Annotated in this window: 15 protein-coding genes; 8 read left to right on the top strand and 7 right to left on the bottom strand. The window is 72.2% G+C overall.

Annotated features, from left to right (window positions below; all coding sequences use genetic code 11):
• Positions 1 to 95: 95 nt before the first annotated feature.
• The gene (locus tag ABZY20_RS15275) at positions 96 to 1,598 is read right to left on the bottom strand and encodes an MFS transporter (RefSeq protein ID WP_356441772.1); all 1,503 of its coding nucleotides are present in this window, start codon (positions 1,596 to 1,598) and stop codon (positions 96 to 98) included.
• A 131-nt stretch (positions 1,599 to 1,729) separates the two neighbouring features.
• On the opposite strand from ABZY20_RS15275, the gene ABZY20_RS15280 reads away from it, so the two are divergent.
• Complete coding sequence (locus tag ABZY20_RS15280) at positions 1,730 to 2,470, top strand: TetR/AcrR family transcriptional regulator C-terminal domain-containing protein (protein WP_356441774.1); 741 nt, start codon at positions 1,730 to 1,732, stop codon at positions 2,468 to 2,470.
• A gap of 94 nt (positions 2,471 to 2,564) precedes the next feature.
• Here the strand turns inward: ABZY20_RS15280 and ABZY20_RS15285 are convergent, their stop codons facing one another.
• The gene (locus tag ABZY20_RS15285) at positions 2,565 to 3,029 is read right to left on the bottom strand and encodes an SseB family protein (protein ID WP_094057835.1); all 465 of its coding nucleotides are present in this window, start codon (positions 3,027 to 3,029) and stop codon (positions 2,565 to 2,567) included.
• Positions 3,030 to 3,196: 167 nt separating this feature from the next.
• Here ABZY20_RS15285 and ABZY20_RS15290 point away from each other — a divergent pair, with 167 nt between their 5' ends.
• The 3 genes from ABZY20_RS15290 to ABZY20_RS15300 all read left to right on the top strand — a co-directional run bounded on the left by ABZY20_RS15290 (position 3,197) and on the right by ABZY20_RS15300 (position 6,741).
• Entirely contained in the window at positions 3,197 to 5,023 is a 1,827-nt protein-coding gene (locus tag ABZY20_RS15290; RefSeq protein WP_356441776.1) for an acyl-CoA dehydrogenase, read from the top strand.
• A 76-nt stretch (positions 5,024 to 5,099) separates the two neighbouring features.
• Entirely contained in the window at positions 5,100 to 6,398 is a 1,299-nt protein-coding gene (locus ABZY20_RS15295) for a M18 family aminopeptidase (RefSeq protein WP_356441777.1), read from the top strand.
• Positions 6,399 to 6,489: 91 nt separating this feature from the next.
• Complete coding sequence (locus ABZY20_RS15300) at positions 6,490 to 6,741, top strand: DUF6458 family protein (protein WP_356441779.1); 252 nt, start codon at positions 6,490 to 6,492, stop codon at positions 6,739 to 6,741.
• A 10-nt stretch (positions 6,742 to 6,751) separates the two neighbouring features.
• Here the strand turns inward: ABZY20_RS15300 and ABZY20_RS15305 are convergent, their stop codons facing one another.
• Both ABZY20_RS15305 and ABZY20_RS15310 read right to left on the bottom strand, forming a co-directional pair.
• A complete protein-coding gene (locus tag ABZY20_RS15305) occupies positions 6,752 to 8,557 on the bottom strand; it encodes an NHL domain-containing thioredoxin family protein (RefSeq protein ID WP_356441781.1) in 1,806 nt (601 codons plus the stop codon).
• A 12-nt stretch (positions 8,558 to 8,569) separates the two neighbouring features.
• Positions 8,570 to 9,022: a cupin domain-containing protein gene (locus tag ABZY20_RS15310; protein WP_356441783.1), complete on the bottom strand. Its 453-nt coding sequence runs from the start codon at positions 9,020 to 9,022 to the stop codon at positions 8,570 to 8,572.
• A gap of 51 nt (positions 9,023 to 9,073) precedes the next feature.
• Here ABZY20_RS15310 and ABZY20_RS15315 point away from each other — a divergent pair, with 51 nt between their 5' ends.
• Both ABZY20_RS15315 and ABZY20_RS15320 read left to right on the top strand, forming a co-directional pair.
• Positions 9,074 to 10,066 (top strand): helix-turn-helix domain-containing protein, encoded by a 993-nt coding sequence (locus ABZY20_RS15315; RefSeq protein ID WP_356441785.1) that lies wholly within the window; start codon positions 9,074 to 9,076, stop codon positions 10,064 to 10,066.
• On the top strand, positions 10,063 to 10,554 hold the full coding sequence (locus ABZY20_RS15320) for an LURP-one-related family protein (protein WP_356441787.1): 492 nt from the start codon (positions 10,063 to 10,065) through the stop codon (positions 10,552 to 10,554). Before ABZY20_RS15315 ends, ABZY20_RS15320 begins: the two co-directional genes overlap by 4 nt.
• A gap of 12 nt (positions 10,555 to 10,566) precedes the next feature.
• Here the strand turns inward: ABZY20_RS15320 and ABZY20_RS15325 are convergent, their stop codons facing one another.
• The gene (locus tag ABZY20_RS15325; RefSeq protein ID WP_356441789.1) at positions 10,567 to 11,364 is read right to left on the bottom strand and encodes a carbon-nitrogen family hydrolase; all 798 of its coding nucleotides are present in this window, start codon (positions 11,362 to 11,364) and stop codon (positions 10,567 to 10,569) included.
• 181 nt (positions 11,365 to 11,545) lie between these two features.
• On the opposite strand from ABZY20_RS15325, the gene ABZY20_RS15330 reads away from it, so the two are divergent.
• Positions 11,546 to 12,370: a maleylpyruvate isomerase family mycothiol-dependent enzyme gene (locus tag ABZY20_RS15330; RefSeq protein WP_356441791.1), complete on the top strand. Its 825-nt coding sequence runs from the start codon at positions 11,546 to 11,548 to the stop codon at positions 12,368 to 12,370.
• Between the two features lie 250 nt (positions 12,371 to 12,620).
• Positions 12,621 to 13,367 (top strand): class I SAM-dependent methyltransferase, encoded by a 747-nt coding sequence (locus ABZY20_RS15335; RefSeq protein ID WP_356441793.1) that lies wholly within the window; start codon positions 12,621 to 12,623, stop codon positions 13,365 to 13,367.
• Positions 13,368 to 13,377: 10 nt separating this feature from the next.
• On the opposite strand, the gene ABZY20_RS15340 is transcribed toward ABZY20_RS15335, so the two are convergent.
• Both ABZY20_RS15340 and ABZY20_RS15345 read right to left on the bottom strand, forming a co-directional pair.
• Positions 13,378 to 14,673 (bottom strand): MFS transporter, encoded by a 1,296-nt coding sequence (locus ABZY20_RS15340; protein ID WP_356441795.1) that lies wholly within the window; start codon positions 14,671 to 14,673, stop codon positions 13,378 to 13,380.
• On the bottom strand, positions 14,670 to 15,320 hold the full coding sequence (locus ABZY20_RS15345) for a GntR family transcriptional regulator (RefSeq protein ID WP_356441797.1): 651 nt from the start codon (positions 15,318 to 15,320) through the stop codon (positions 14,670 to 14,672). The genes ABZY20_RS15340 and ABZY20_RS15345 overlap by 4 nt, the downstream gene beginning before the upstream one ends.
• Between the last annotated feature and the right edge of the window lie 204 nt (positions 15,321 to 15,524).

Genomic DNA, 15,524 nt, shown 5'->3' on the forward strand with positions numbered 1-15,524 from the left:
GGCATTCCCCGGGGGCGGTGGAGGCCACGGCGGGGGCACCGGCACGACGGAAGGCCGGCACCCCGTATCGGGGCACCGGCCTTCGTACGTCCGCGTCAGGCGACCGGTTCACGCTCCTCGCCACGGGCCCGGGCCGGCTCCGCCTCGCGGTCCCGCATCACCAGCGTGGCGAGGACCGCAGCGGCGAGGACACCGACCGCGCTGATCGTGAAGGTCGTCGACATCGAGGCGGTGAAGGCCTCCCGGGCCGCCCGCACCAGACCCGCGTCCCCGCCGGCGACGGCCAGGGCCCCGCCGAGGGACTCCCGGGCCGCCCCGGGGGCGCCCGCCGGCATCTCCTCGGCGTAGCCGCCGGCGAGCAGCGAGCCGAGGATCGCGATGCCGAGGGCGGTGCCGGACTGCTGGATGGTGTCGTTGAGGGCCGAGCCGACGCCCGCCTTCTCCTGCGGGATGGTGCCCATCAGCGCGGCCACCGCGGCCGGCATGGCCAGACCGGCGCCCAGGCCCAGGACCCCCAGCGCCACGGCCGGGACCGTGAAGCCGCTGTCGGCGGTGAGCGTCGTCAGCAGCCCGAAGGAGGCGGACATCAGCAGCATCCCGCCGAGGACGACGAACCGGTTGCCCGCCTTGACGGCCAGCTGCGCCCCGGCCGCGTTGCCGGCCACCGCGGCCACGGCCAGCGGCAGGAAGGCCAGGCCCGCCTTGACCGCGGACCAGCCGAGCACGAACTGCAGGTACTGGGTCAGCACCAGCAGCAGGCCGGCGTTGCCGATCTGGACCAGGGCCAGGGAGAGCGAGCCGCCGCTGAAGTTGCGGTGCCGGAAGAGGACCAGCGGGACCATCGGCGCGTCGGTGACGTTCTGCCAGACCACGAAACCGGCCAGGGCGACCACCGCGACGGCCAGGACGGGCAGGGAGCGGCCCTCGAAGGCGCCGTGCTGCGGGATCTCGATGATCCACCAGACCAGGGCGGTCATGCCGACCGCCGAGAGCACCGCGCCCAGCGGGTCCGGCTTCTGCCAGGGCGCCTTCGACTCCGGCATCAGCAGCACACCGGCCAGCAGCGCCAGACCGACGATCGGCACGTTGATCAGGAAGATCGCCTGCCAGGCGAAGTGGTCGATCAGCACCCCGCCCAGGACCGGGCTGCCGACCAGCCCCAGCATCGACACCGAGCCCCACGCCGCCATGGCCCTGGGCCGCTCGTCCTCGGCGAAGACGGTGATCAGGATGGACAGCGTCGACGGCATGATCAGCGCCCCGCCGACCCCCATCGCGATCCGCACGGCGATCAGCTCACCCGGGGTGGAGCAGAGCACCGCCCCCAGCGAGGCCGCCCCGAACAGCACCAGCCCGATGAGCATCACCCTGCGGCGCCCGAACCGGTCCCCCAGGCTTCCCGAGGTCAGCAGCAGCCCGGCGAAGACCAGGATGTAGGAGTCGAGGATCCACTGCGTGTCCTGGGCGCCCGCCCCGATGTCCTCGGTCAGCGCGGGCACCGCGACGGTCAGCGCCATGTTGTCGACGACCAGCACCAGCGTGCTCAGGCACAGCACGACCAGGATCCACCAGCGGCGTGGATGGCGAGCAGCTTCCATGTCCTCTTCCCCTCCTGCGAACACCGTTCCTTCGATGCGCACACTGTACGCACTGCGGAACAGTGTGCGCAATGCCCGCTGTCTGTACGCTTGGCGCGTACGCCGTTCGCACGAGGTCCCGAGGAGTCGCGATGAGCAGGAGCAGGACGACGGACGGCAACCCGATCCCGTCCGTCTGGGCCCGTGAGCAGCGCCGCGCCGACCAGCCCGCGCTCAGCCGGGACGCGATCGTGCGCGAGGCGATCGCCATGCTCGACGCGGACGGCATCGAGGCGCTCTCCATGCGCAAGCTCGGCGCCCGCCTGAACGCCGGGGCGACCTCGCTGTACCGGCACGTGGCGACGAAGGACGAGCTGATGGAGCTCGCGGTGGACGAGGTCACCGCCGAGGTCCACGTCCCGCCGGCCGACAGCCCGGACTGGCGCGCGGCCGTGACCGAGGCGGCGGGCTCCTTCCGCGCGACCGCGCTACGGCACCCCTGGCTGACCCTGGTGCTGGGCCAGGCGGGACTGGCCTACCTGGGCCCGAACTACATGGACTTCTCCGAGCGGCTCGCGGCGCTGTTCACCGCGGCGGGGTTCGCCGAGCCGAACCGGGCGATCGAGACCGTCTTCTCGTACGTCATGGGCATGAGCAACGCGGAGGCCGCCTGGCTCACCACGGTCGCCCGCTCCGGCGAGAGCGAGGCCGACTTCGTCGCCCGCCTCATGCCCGCGGCGCAGCGGGCCGCGGCCGGCCACACCCATCTGGTGACCCCGCACGCGGAGGTCGAGGAGGCCACGACCGACCCGGCCGCCCTGCGCGACATGAAGTTCGCCTACGGCCTGGAGGTCGTCCTGGACGGCCTGGCCCTGCGCCTGCCGAAGAGCTGAGGCCGAGGAGCCGAAGGGGAGGGCTCAGCCGTCCGCGAAGCAGCCGTGCGCGAAGCAGCCGTCCGCGAAGCAGCCGTGCGCGAAGCGACGGCGTCTAGCCGTACATGCGGCGCATCGCGAACTCGACCATCTGCTCCACGGCCTTCGCGTCGAACACCATGCGGTGCTCGCCCTCCATGTCGAGGACGAAGCCGTAGCCGGTGGGCAGCAGGTCGAGCACCTCGGCACCGGTGATCACGAAGTACTTCGACTCCTTGCCCGCGTACCGGCGCAGCTCCTTGAGCGTGCTGAACATCGGGATCACGGGCTGCTGCGTGTTGTGCAGGGCGAGGAAGCCGGGGTTGTCGCCGCGCGGGCAGTACACCTTCGACGTGGCGAAGACCTGCTGGAAGTCCTCGGCGGCCATCTGCCCGGTGGTGAACGCGCGCACCGCGTCCGCGAGCGAGGGCGGGGACGGCTCGGGGTACAGCGGCGGCTGCTGCCCGTACCCGCCGGACATCGGCTGCTGCGGAGGGGCGTACTGCGCTTGCGGGCCCGCTGTCTGGTCGTAGCCGTACATGAGCGCAAGCGTACCGAGAGCGGTATGAGCCACGCGTCACAGATGACCGGATCGGGGTTGCTTCTTATTACCGACGGGTAGCATCATCGTAGCTACTTGTTGGTACGTGAACTAGCGCGAGGATCCAGTGCCTCGCCGATCTCTCTACGGAGCCGGGAGCCGTCGCCATGGGGCACTACAAGTCGAATCTCCGCGACATCGAGTTCAACCTCTTCGAAGTACTCGGGCGCGACAAGGTCTACGGCACCGGCCCGTTCGAGGAGATGGACGTCGAGACCGCGAAGAGCATCCTGGAGGAGATGACCCGCCTCTCGGAGAACGAGCTGGCGGAGTCCTTCTTCGACGCCGACCGCAACCCGCCGGTCTTCGACCCGGAGACCAGCACCGCACCGGTCCCCGCGACCTTCAAGAAGAGCTACCAGGCCTTCATGGACTCCGAGTACTGGCGCCTCGGCCTGCCCGAGGAGATCGGCGGCACCACCGCGCCCCGCTCCCTGATCTGGGCCTACGCCGAGCTGATCCTGGGCGCCAACCCGGCCGTGTGGATGTACTCCTCGGGCCCGGCCTTCGCCGGCATCCTCTTCGAGGAGGGCAACGAGGTCCAGAAGCACATAGCCAAGGTCGCCGTGGAGAAGCAGTGGGGCTCCACGATGGTGCTCACCGAGCCCGACGCGGGCTCCGACGTGGGCGCCGGCCGCACCAAGGCCGTGCAGCAGGAGGACGGCTCCTGGCACATCGAGGGCGTGAAGCGCTTCATCACCTCCGGTGAGCACGACATGTCGGAGAACATCCTCCACTACGTGCTGGCCCGCCCCGAGGGCGCCGGCCCCGGCACCAAGGGCCTGTCCCTCTTCCTCGTCCCGAAGTACCTCTTCGACTTCGAGACCGGCGAGCTGGGCGAGCGCAACGGCGTCTACGCCACGAACGTCGAGCACAAGATGGGCCTGAAGGCCTCCAACACCTGCGAGATGACCTTCGGCGACCGCCACCCCGCCAAGGGCTGGCTGATCGGCGACAAGCACGACGGCATCCGCCAGATGTTCCGCATCATCGAGTTCGCCCGCATGATGGTCGGCACGAAGGCGATCTCCACGCTGTCCACGGGCTACCTCAACGCGCTGGAGTACGCCAAGGAGCGCGTGCAGGGCCCGGACCTGAAGAACTTCATGGACAAGACCGCGCCCAAGGTCACCGTCACGCACCACCCGGACGTGCGCCGCTCGCTGATGACGCAGAAGGCGTACGCGGAGGGCATGCGCGCGCTGGTCATGTACACCGCCTCCATCCAGGACGCGATCCAGGTCAAGGAGGCCGCCGGCGAGGACGCCTCCGCCGAGCACGCGCTGAACGACCTGCTGCTGCCCATCGTCAAGGGCTACGGCTCCGAGAAGGGCTACGAGCAGCTCGCCCAGTCGCTGCAGACCTTCGGCGGCTCCGGCTTCCTGCAGGAGTACCCGATCGAGCAGTACATCCGGGACTCCAAGATCGACACCCTCTACGAGGGCACCACGGCGATCCAGGGCCAGGACTTCTTCTTCCGGAAGATCGTCCGCAACCAGGGCGCCGCGCTGAACTCCCTCGCCGAGGACATCAAGAAGTTCCTGGCCCTCGGCACCGGCGGCGAGGAGCTGGCGGGCGCCCGCGAGCACCTGGCCAAGGCGGCCGTGGAGCTGGAGGCGATCGTCGGCCTGATGCTGACCGACCTCGCCGCGACCGAGCAGGACGTCAAGAACATCTACAAGGTCGGGCTCAACACCACCCGCCTGCTGATGGCCTCCGGTGACGTCGTCGTCGGCTACCTGCTGCTCAAGGGCGCCTCGGTCGCCGCCGAGAAGCTGGAGACCGCCTCCGCCCGGGACAAGGCCTTCTACACCGGCAAGATCGCCGCCGCGAAGTTCTTCGCCGCCAACGTCCTGCCGGGCGTCACCCTGGCCCGCAAGGTCGCCGAGGGCGTCGAGCTGGACCTGATGGAGCTGGACGAGGCCGCGTTCTAGTCCTCCCGCATCCTCCGACCGAGGGCCTGTTCCCCTGCCACGGGAACAGGCCCTCGTCCGTCGTTAAGGTGAACCCATGACCGAACGAGCCCGCTTCGACCGCGGCCACACCGACGACCTCATGACCTTCCTGGCGGCCAGCCCGTCGCCGTACCACGCCGTGGCGAACGCAGCCGAGCGGCTGGAGAAGGCCGGTTTCCGGCAGGTCGCCGAGACGGACGCCTGGGACGGGACGAGCGGCGGCAAGTACGTGCTGCGCGGCGGCGCGATCGTCGCCTGGTACGTGCCGGAGGGAGCCGCGCCGCACACGCCGTTCCGGATCGTCGGCGCCCACACCGACTCCCCCAACCTGCGCGTCAAGCCGCTCCCCGACAGCGGGGCGCACGGCTGGCGCCAGGTGGCCGTGGAGATCTACGGCGGACCGCTGCTCAACTCCTGGCTGGACCGCGACCTCGGCATCGCCGGCCGTCTCACCCTGCGCGACGGCTCGACCCGCCTGGTGAACGTCGACCGGCCGCTGCTGCGGGTCCCGCAGCTCGCCATCCACCTGGACCGCACGGTCACCGCCGACGGCCTCAAGCTCGACAAACAGCGGCACATGCAGCCCGTCTGGGGCCTGGGCCGCGACGTGCGCGACGGCGACCTCATCGCCTTCCTGGAGGAGGCCGCCGGCATCCCCGCGGGCGAGGTCACCGGCTGGGACCTCATGACGCACTCCGTGGAACCGCCCGCGTACCTCGGCCGCGACCGCGAACTGGTCGCCGGACCGCGCATGGACAACCTGCTGTCCGTGCACGCGGGCACGGCGGCCCTGGCAGCCGTCGCCACCGGCGCGTCCGCGCCCGCCTCCATCCCGGTCCTGGCCGCCTTCGACCACGAGGAGAACGGCTCCCAGTCGGACACCGGCGCCGACGGACCGCTGCTCGGCACCGTGCTGGAGCGCTCGGTGTACGCCCGCGGCGGCACCTTCGAGGACCGCGCCCGCGCCTTCGCCGGCACGGTCTGCCTGTCCTCCGACACGGGCCACGCCGTCCACCCCAACTACGCGGAGCGGCACGACCCGACGCACCACCCGCGCGTCAACGGCGGCCCCATCCTCAAGGTCAACGTCAACAACCGCTACGCCACGGACGGTTCGGGCCGCGCGGAGTTCACGGCGGCCTGCGAGGCGGCGGACGTGCCCTTCCAGTCCTTCGTCTCCAACAACTCCATGCCCTGCGGCACCACGATCGGCCCCATCACCGCCGCCCGGCACGGCATCAGGACGGTCGACATCGGCGTGGCCATCCTGTCGATGCACAGCGTCCGCGAACTCTGCGGCGCCGACGACCCGTTCCTGCTCGCGGGCGCGTTGACGGCGTTCCTGGAGAGGTAGAACAGACCGTCACCGCATGGGTGTTCGCCTTGGGGGTACCCGGTGTGCGGGCCGGAACGACCGGACCGGACCGTACAAGGAGGCGACACACATGGGCCTCGGCGGATGCATCATCCTCATCGCCGTGGGAGCCATCCTCACGTTCGCGACCGACTGGGACATGCAGGGGGTCAACCTCGACCTGGTCGGAGTCATTTTCATGATCGTCGGACTGATTGGCGTCACGGTGTTCAGCAGCATCTACCGGCGCAGGCGCGTGGTCGTGCCACCGGCGGCGGGCGTCGTCGACGACCCGGCCGCCCACCAGCGCCGCGACGGCTACAACGGCGGGTACGGGGTGTGACGCCGGGCGCTCAGGCGTCCATCCCGGCCAGCACCAGGGAAAGCCGGCCGGCCCCCGCCTCGGTGAGGCGGACCGGCACGCCCCAGTCCTGCTGGTGGACGTGACAGGCCGGGTACTCGGTGGCGGGGTCGTCGTCGCAGGACGCGGCCACCGCCGAGACGTGCAGCACGCCCTCCGTTACGGCCGGGTCGAGTTCCAGGGTGCGGGACAGGTCCGTCCCGGCGCCCTCGCCACCGCGCAGCAACTCCGGCGGGGTGGCCGAGACGAGCAGACGGGTGGAGGGGCCGTAGCGGTCGTCGAGCTTCTGCCCCGCGGGGGCCTGGAAGACGACGTCCAACCGCAGCCGTCCCGGGGCGACTTCGGTGGCCTCGCGCCGCGTGCGGTGGGCGACCTCCGGCACCCGGACCGCCTCCTCCGGCAGCCGGAGCCGGGTCAGCCGGTGCCGGGCCGACTCCACGACCACGATGTCGCCGTCCACGAGCACCGCGTCGCTGGGCTCGCGCAGATCCGTCGCCAGGGTCGTCACCTCGCCGGTGGCCGGGTCGTAGCGGCGCAGGGCGTGGTTGTAGGTGTCGGCGACGGCCACGGACCCGTCCGGCAGGGCCGTGACGCCCAGCGGGTGCTGGAGCAGGGCCTGTTCGGCGGCGCCGTCGCGATGGCCGAAGTCGAACAGGCCGGTCCCGACGGCGGTGTGGACGGAGCCGTCGGGCTCGACCCAGCGCAGCGCGGACGTCTCCGAGTCGGCGAGCCACAGCCGCTCGGGCGTGGCGGCCAGCCCCGACGGCTGGGCGAACCACGCCTCGGCGCCCGGCCCGTCGACCAGCCCTTCGTTGGTGGTCCCGGCGGCGACCGCGACGGTCCCGTCCTGCGGGTCGTACGCCCACAGCTGGTGCACACCGGCCATCGCGATCCACACCCGGCCCTGCCACCAGGCGACGTCCCACGGCGAGGACAGGTCGACCTCGCGGGCCGGGCCCGAGGCGGGTGAGCCCTGCCACCACTGCCGGCCCGTGCCGGCCAGGGTGGTGACCGCGCCGGTGGCGAGGTCCAGCCGCCGCAGGGCGTGGTTGACGGTGTCCGCGACGACCACCGACCCGTCGTCCAGCAGGGCGAGCCCCTGCGGCTCGTTGAAGGCGGCGGTCGAGGCGTCCCCGTCCGCGAACCCGCGCGCACCGGACCCGATCCGCCGCACCACGCTCTCCCCGTCCCCGGCCAGCTCCACGAGCTGGTGCCGCGTCGTGTCGCTCACCAGGAAGGTCCCGCCGGGCAGCACCACGGCCTTGCCCGGGAAGCGCAGCACCGTCGGCTCCGGCTCCGGCGCCACGTACGGCCCGTCCCCGCGCCGCAGCGTCCCCTTCGCCGCGTGCTCCTCCTCCAGCTCCGCCACCAGCCGCTCGATGGCGTGCACATGCCCCTCACCGGCGTGCTGCGCGACGACGTACCCCTCGGGGTCAATCACCACCAGCGTCGGCCAGGCCCGCACGGCGTACTGCTTCCACGTCGCCAGCTCCGGGTCGTCGAGCACGGGGTGCTCCACCCCGTACCGCTCCACGGCGTCGACGACCGCCCGGTGCTCGGCCTCGTGCACGAACTTGGGCGAGTGCACCCCGATGACGACGACGGTGTCGCGGTGCTTCTCCTCCAGCTCGCGCAGTTCGTCGAGGACGTGCAGGCAGTTCACACAACAGAATGTCCAGAAATCAACAATTACGATCCGGCCACGGAGGTCGGCCAGACCGAGTTCCCTGCCACCTGTGTTGATCCAGCCGCCCTTGCCGAGGAGCTCGGGGGCCCGGACACGTACGCGCTTCGCCATGCCCTCAGACAATCACACGGGCGGCTCCCCTCCCGCGTCTCCCCGGCCGGCCCGGACGAACTCCGACGAGGGCTGGGGCAGCGCATGCCCCGTCGTCGCGTCCACATGGTCCGGTACCTCGTCGTGGCGGTCGCCGACCGTCAGGGTGCCGGTGGGCTCGAACATGAGGATCGCGGTCGGGGCGGGGGCGTACGGCTTGTGCTCGGTGCCGCGCGGGACCGTGAAGACGCTGCCCCGGGGCAGGACCACCGTGCGTTCGCCGGCCGGTTCGCGCAGGGCGATGTGCAGTTCGCCGTCGAGGACGAGGAAGAACTCGTCCGTGTGGTCGTGGACGTGCCACACGTGCTCGCCCTCGACCTTGGCGATCCGGACGTCGTAGTCGTTGACGGCGGTGACGATGCGCGGGCTCCAGTGCTCCGAGAAGGAGGCCAGGGCGTCGGCGAGGGAGACGGGATGCGAGGTCATGAGGCGATCCTCCGGGTGACGCGGGCTCCGCGCGAGTGCTAGGAATCGCACATGCCGCAAGGATCCTCGCAACCCCTCCACCGGGTCGTCCTCCTGGTCGACGAGAACTCGAACCCGTTCGAGATGAGCTGCGCCATCGAGGTCTTCGGGCTGCGCCGGCCGGAACTCGGCCGGGAGCTGTACGACTTCCGGCTGTGCGCCGTCGCCTCGCACACCCGGATGCGGGACGGCTTCTTCACGCTGACCGGAGTGGCCGGGCCGGAGGCCGCCGAGGACGCGGACACCCTGATCGTGCCGAACCGGCCCGACACCGGCACACCCCGCTCGCCCCTCGTCCTGGACGTCGTGCGCCGGGCCCACGCACGCGGGGCCCGGCTCGTCGGGTTCTGCTCGGGCGCCTTCACCCTCGCGGAGGCCGGGCTGCTCCAGGGGCGCCGGGCGGCCTGCCACTGGATGTGGGCGGAGTCGTTCCGGGCAAGGTTCCCCGAGGTCCGGCTGGAGCCGGACGTGCTGTTCGTGGACGACGGCGACATCCTGACCGCCTCCGGCAGCGCCTCGGCCCTCGACCTGGGGCTGCACCTCGTACGGCGGGACCACGGCGCCGAGGTCGCCAACCACGTCTCCCGCCGGCTGGTGTTCGCCGCCCACCGGGACGGCGGGCAGCGGCAGTTCGTGGAGCGGCCGGTACCCGAGGTGCGGGACGAATCCCTGGCGCCGCTGCTGGAGTGGGCCCAGGAGCGGCTGGGCGAACCGCTGACGGTGGCGGACCTGGCCGCCCGCGCGCGGGTCAGTCCCGCCACGCTGCACCGCCGCTTCCGCGCCCAGCTCGGCACGACCCCGCTCGCCTGGCTGACCGGGGAGCGAGTGGCGCTGGCCTGCCGGCTGATCGAGCGGGGCGAGGAACGCCTGGACGTGGTGGCCGCCAGGAGCGGGCTCGGGACGGCCGCCAACCTCCGCGCGCGGCTGCGGCGCGCGACCGGACTCAGCCCGTCGGCCTATCGGCGGCGTTTCGGGACCGGCGGCGGGGAAGCCCTGGTCCCATGAGATTCCTCGTGTACGACCGGCTCCTCGGCTTCGGTGACGACTACTGGATCGAGGACGACCGCGGCAACAAGGTGTTCCTCGTCGACGGCAAGGCCCTGCGGCTGCGGGACACCTGGGAGCTGAAGGACACCCAGGGGCACGTCCTCGTCGACATCCACCAGAAGATGCTCGCGCTGCGCGACACGATGGTGCTCCAGCGGGGCGGGGAGCCGCTGGCGACGATCCGCCGCAAGCGCCTGTCCCTGCTGCGCAACCACTACCGGGTCTCCCTCGCCGACGGCAGCGAGCTGGACGTCAGCGGCAAGATCCTCGACCGGGAGTTCGCCGTCGAGTACGACGGCGAACTGCTGGCGGTCGTCTCCCGGCGGTGGCTGACCGTCCGGGACACCTACGGCGTGGACGTCGTGCGCGACGACGCGGACCCGGCGCTGCTGATCGCGGTGGCGGTGTGCGTGATCCACCTGGGGGAGAAGGAGCGGGAGGACTGAGCGACGCCCCGGTCAGTGCCTGCGCGGGGCGGCGAGTCCCAGCACCCGGTCCTTCAGCGCCGGGAACTGCTCGCGGGTCGCCGCGACCCTGCCCGGGTCGAACTCCACCGTCAGGACCTCCTCGTCGGCACCGGCCTCGGCCAGGACCTCGCCCCACGGATCGACCACGATCGAGTGACCGGACTGGGGGATGCCGGCGTGCGTCCCGGCCGTCGCGCAGGCGACGACGAACGACTGGTTCTCCACGGCCCGGGCCCGGGCCAGCAGCGTCCAGTGGGCGCGGCGGCGCTCCGGCCAGCCCGCCGACACCACGAGCGTCTCGGCACCGGCGTCGACGAGCCCGCGGAAGAGTTCGGGGAAACGGAGGTCGTAGCAGGTGGACAGGCCCAGGGTCGTCTCGGGCAGACGCACCGTCACCAGCTCGCCGCCCGCGCCCATCAGCACGGCCTCGCCCTTGTCGAAGCCGAACCGGTGGATCTTGCGGTAGGCGGCGGCCAGGTCGCCGGAGGGGGAGAAGACGAGCGAGGTGTTGTAGAGGGGGCCGTCCGGGTCCCGCTCGGGGACGGAGCCGGCGTGCAGCCAGACACCCGCGTCGCTCGCGGCCTTGGCCATCGCCTCGTACGTCGGCCCTTCGAGCGGTTCGGCCTCCGTGCCGAACGCCTCGTAGGCGAAGGCACCCGTGGTCCACAGCTCCGGCAGGACGACGAGATCGGCACCGGCCTGCTCGCGGACCAGCGCGGCCACCCGCCGGCGGCGCGATTCGACCGATTCGCCCTCGTCTACGGCGATCTGGATCACAGAGGCGCGCACACTACCACCGTCCTGGCATTCGAGCCGTCCACACGGGCCTACGATCGTCACACGAAAGCACTGCCGGGGTGCCCCACAGCAGCGTAACTTAGCTCGCAAGACACCCGCCGACAGCCGCCACCTCCCACTGGCAACGCCGCCACCACCAGCCCGTGCACCGACCGCCGAGGGGTCCCGTTCCGTGAGTCTGCATCCCACCCTCCAGCCCTACGCCGACGCCTGGACCCACTCCATCGAAGCGATATCCGAGCTGGTCCAGCCGCTCGCGGAGGCCGAATGGAACCGGCGTACGCCGTGCCCCGGGTGGTCGGTGCGGGACGTGGTCTCCCACGTCATCGGACTGGACTGCGAGATGCTCGGCGACCCGCGCCCCATCCACAGCCTCCCGCGCGACCTCTTCCACGTCACCAACGAGCACCAGCGCTACATGGAGATGCAGGTCGACGTCCGCCGTCACCACACGGCGCCGGAGATGACGTCCGAGCTGGAGTACGTGATCATCCGCCGCAACCGCCAGCTGCGGAACGAGTCGCGCGACCCGGGCACGAAGGTGCGCGGTCCGCTCGGCACGGAGCTGACCCTGGAGCAGTCGATGCGCCGGCACGCCTTCGACGTGTGGGTCCACGAGCAGGACCTGCGCGCGGCCCTGGGCCGTCCCGGCAACCTGGACTCCCCCGGCGCGCTGGTCGCCCGTGACGTGCTGCTCGCCGAGCTGCCGCGCGTGGTCGCCGAGGACTCCCAGGCGCCCCGCAGCTCGGCGGTCGTCTTCGACGTCCACGGCCCCGTGGAGTTCCTGCGCACGATCCGCGTCGACATCCAGGGCCGGGGCACCCTGGAGACCGCCCCGGCCCTCGGCCCGGCCGCGACCCTCACCCTCGACTGGGAGACCTACGTCCGCCTGGCCTGCGGCCGGGTGACCCCGGAGGCGGTGTCGGACCGGCTGAAGACGGAGGGCGACCCGGAGCTGACGGCGGCGATCCTGCGGAACTTCAGGGTCACGCAGTAGCCCGCCGCCGCCCGGCAGCGGGCCGTATGCCGGGCGGGGAGCGGCATCCGCGGCGTCCCGTGAGGCGAGTGGCCCGACAAAGGCGAGGCCCGTGCGGACCGGGCGCCGACCGGCCGGGCCGCGGGCCGCCGTGCCGCCAGGGCGACGCAGAGACCCGGGCGGTACGGCGGGCCCCGGCACACACACGGACACCACCCGGCGCGGAAAACCCCGTGCCGATTCCCCCACCGCCCCCGTAGCGTCCCGCCGCATGACCACCCCACCCCGTCACACCCGTCTGACCTTCCACGGCCCCCTGTCCGAGAGCCGGGCCGGGGCCCTCGTGCGGCGTCTCGCCGGGAACGAGCCGTCCACCGTCCTGGACATCGGCTGCGGCTGGGGCGAGTTGATGCTGCGGGTCCTGGCCGCCGCCCCGCGGGCGGCCGGCACGGGCGTCGATCTGAACCCCGACGACCTGGCCCGCGGGCGGCGCGCCGCGCAGGAGCGGGGACTCGCCCACCGGGTCCGCTTCCTCCAGGAGTCCGCCACCGGCACCACCCGCGGCCCCGCCGACCTGGTGCTGTGCGTGGGCGCGAGCCAGGCCCTCGCCGGGCGACTCCCCGAGGCGCTCGGGGAACTGCGCCGTCTGGTCACCGACGGCGGCCGGGTGCTGCTGGGCGAGGGCTTCTGGCAGCGCGCCCCGGCCCGCTCCGAGCTGGCCCGCATGTGGCCCGACGCCTCGGCCGAGGACCACCCGGACCTGCCCGGGCTCGTCGAGCTGGCGACGGACGCCGGGTTCCGGCCGGAGTGGACCGAGACCGCGAGCCCGGACGAGTGGGAGGAGTTCGAGTCGGCGTACCTCGCGGACACCGAGGTGTGGCTCGCCGAGCACCCCGGGCACCCCCTGGCGGAGGAGACACGGCAGCGCGCAGACCGCCACCGGGCCGCCTGGCTCGCCTACCGCGGCGTGCTCGGCCTCGCGTACCTCACCCTCGTCCCCGTACGGGCCGCCCGATGAGCCACGCCGGCTACGCCGGTACGTGCACCGTCTCCACCCGGCTCGCCACCAGCCGCTCCCGCTCCCGCCGGGCCGCCCGCCGGCGCAGCCGCAGGATCTGGCTGACCCCGAGGGCCTGGAGGACGAAGACCGCGGAGAAGGCCACGGTGTAGTCGTCCCCGGTGGCGTCGAGCAGCACGCCGATGGCGAACAGCGTGGTCATGGAGGCCACGAAGCCGCCCATGTTGGTGATGCCGGAGGCGGTGCCCTGGCGCTCGGGCGGGTTCGCGGGGCGGGCGAAGTCGAAGCCGATCATCGAGGCGGGCCCGCACGCCCCGAGCACCGCGCACAGCACGACCAGCAGCCACATCGGCGCGTGCGCGCCGGGGTACAGCAGCGTCGCCGCCCACAGCACCGCCGTCGCGCCGACCGTGCCGAGCGCGAGCGGCAGCCGCGCCCCGTGGTGCCGGGCGACGACCTGGCCGTAGACGAGGCCGACGAGCATGTTGGCCAGCACGACGAGGGTGAGGAGTTCACCGGCCGTCGCCCGGGACAGGCCCTGCGCCTCGACCAGGAACGGCAGGCCCCACAGCAGCAGGAACACCATCGCCGGGAACTGGGTCGTGAAGTGCACCCACAGGCCCAGCCGCGTCCCCGGTTCCCGCCAGGACGCGGCGATCTGGCGCCGTACGTACGCCGCGCCCTGGTGCGGCAGCGGCTCCGGTTCGTGGCCCTCCGGGTGGTCCTTCAGGAAGAGCAGGACGAGGACGAACACCACCGCGCCCGCGGCCGCGCTGCCCGCGAAGGCCGCCGTCCAGCCCACGCCGTGCAGCAGCCGGGCCAGGACGAGCGTGGAGACGAGGTTGCCCGCCATGCCGACCAGTCCCGCGAACTGGGCGACGAGCGGCCCGCGCCGGGCCGGGAACCACCGGGTGCCCAGCCGCAGCACGCTGATGAACGTCAGCGCGTCACCGCAGCCGAGCAGCGCCCGGGAGGCGAGCGCCATGCCGTACGACGGGGAGAACGCGAAGCCGAGCTGCCCCGCCGTGAACAGCACGGCACCGAGCGCCAGCACCTTCTTGGTGCCGAGCTTGTCGACGAGCAGGCCCACGGGTATCTGCATGCCCGCGTAGACCAGCAGCTGGAGGATGGAGAAGGTCGACAGGGCCGAGGCGTTGACGTGGAAGCGGTCGGCGGCGTCGAGGCCGGCGACGCCGAGGGACGTGCGGAAGATGACCGCGACGAAGTAGACCGAGACGCCGATGCCCCAGACGGCCAGCGCCCGCCGCCCGCCCGGAGGGTCGCCCGGCGTCACGGCGGCGCTCACCGGACCTCCCCGCGGGCCAGGTGCGAGAACCAGCCGATGTGCCGGTGGACGAGCCCGACGGCGGCCTCGGCGTCCCCGGCGCGCAGCGCGTCGAGGATCTCCTCGTGCTCGGCGAGGGTCTTGGCGATCCGGTCGGGGTGGGAGTGCATCACGGCGACGCCCATGCGCAACTGTCGGTCGCGCAGCTGGTCGTAGAGGCGGGAGAGGATCTCGTTGCCGCCGCTGCGGACGATCTCGGCGTGGAAGCAGCGGTCGGTGACGGCGGCCCCGGCCAGGTCCCCGGCGGCGGCCTGCCTCTTCTGCCGGGCCAGCAGCTCCTCCAGCCGCTCGATGAGCCCGGCGGGTGCGGGCACGGCCTTGCGCGCCGCGTGCTCCTCGACGAGCAGCCGCGTCTCGACGACGTCGGCGATCTCCTGCGCGGAGACCGGCAGGACGAGGGCGCCCTTCTTCGGGTAGAGCCGGATCAGGCCCTCGGCCTCCAGCCGGAGCAGCGCCTCGCGTACCGGGGTGCGCGAGACGCCCACGGCCTCGGCGAGCTCGCCCTCGGTGAGCAGGGTCCCGCCCTCGTAACGGCGTTCCAGGACGCCTTGTTTGACGTGGGTGTAGACGCGGTCGGCGGCGGGCGGTTGCTTCACGGCCAGGGTCATGCGGACAGCATAGATACAACAGGTACGCATGGATGCGTCCGTCCAGGATGCGGACCCGTGCGGCCCTGGAATGTCACACATCCGTGGCAAAGCGCGGGTCCCCCTCGGCAACAGCACAACCACGTGTGCTAGTTACGAGTCAGACACGTGCGGCCCCTTTCCCCTCGTCCTCAACTCGGCCGCACCGTTGAGGCATTCGACGCA

It is taken from the genome of Streptomyces sp. NPDC006624 (assembly GCF_040611555.1).
GTDB lineage: Bacteria > Actinomycetota > Actinomycetes > Streptomycetales > Streptomycetaceae > Streptomyces.

What these genes read in the sequence shown, in the direction of transcription:
- ABZY20_RS15280 (WP_356441774.1), top strand. Translation starts at nt 1,730, where the DNA reads ATGAGCAGGAGCAGGACGACGGACGGCAACCCGATCCCGTCCGTCTGG.
- ABZY20_RS15315 (WP_356441785.1), top strand. Translation starts at nt 9,074, where the DNA reads ATGCCGCAAGGATCCTCGCAACCCCTCCACCGGGTCGTCCTCCTGGTC.
- ABZY20_RS15295 (WP_356441777.1), top strand. Translation starts at nt 5,100, where the DNA reads ATGACCGAACGAGCCCGCTTCGACCGCGGCCACACCGACGACCTCATG.
- ABZY20_RS15275 (WP_356441772.1), bottom strand. Translation starts at nt 1,598, where the DNA reads ATGGAAGCTGCTCGCCATCCACGCCGCTGGTGGATCCTGGTCGTGCTG.
- ABZY20_RS15345 (WP_356441797.1), bottom strand. Translation starts at nt 15,320, where the DNA reads ATGACCCTGGCCGTGAAGCAACCGCCCGCCGCCGACCGCGTCTACACC.
- ABZY20_RS15300 (WP_356441779.1), top strand. Translation starts at nt 6,490, where the DNA reads ATGGGCCTCGGCGGATGCATCATCCTCATCGCCGTGGGAGCCATCCTC.
- ABZY20_RS15285 (WP_094057835.1), bottom strand. Translation starts at nt 3,029, where the DNA reads ATGTACGGCTACGACCAGACAGCGGGCCCGCAAGCGCAGTACGCCCCT.
- ABZY20_RS15290 (WP_356441776.1), top strand. Translation starts at nt 3,197, where the DNA reads ATGGGGCACTACAAGTCGAATCTCCGCGACATCGAGTTCAACCTCTTC.
- ABZY20_RS15305 (WP_356441781.1), bottom strand. Translation starts at nt 8,557, where the DNA reads ATGGCGAAGCGCGTACGTGTCCGGGCCCCCGAGCTCCTCGGCAAGGGC.
- ABZY20_RS15310 (WP_356441783.1), bottom strand. Translation starts at nt 9,022, where the DNA reads ATGACCTCGCATCCCGTCTCCCTCGCCGACGCCCTGGCCTCCTTCTCG.
- ABZY20_RS15335 (WP_356441793.1), top strand. Translation starts at nt 12,621, where the DNA reads ATGACCACCCCACCCCGTCACACCCGTCTGACCTTCCACGGCCCCCTG.
- ABZY20_RS15320 (WP_356441787.1), top strand. Translation starts at nt 10,063, where the DNA reads ATGAGATTCCTCGTGTACGACCGGCTCCTCGGCTTCGGTGACGACTAC.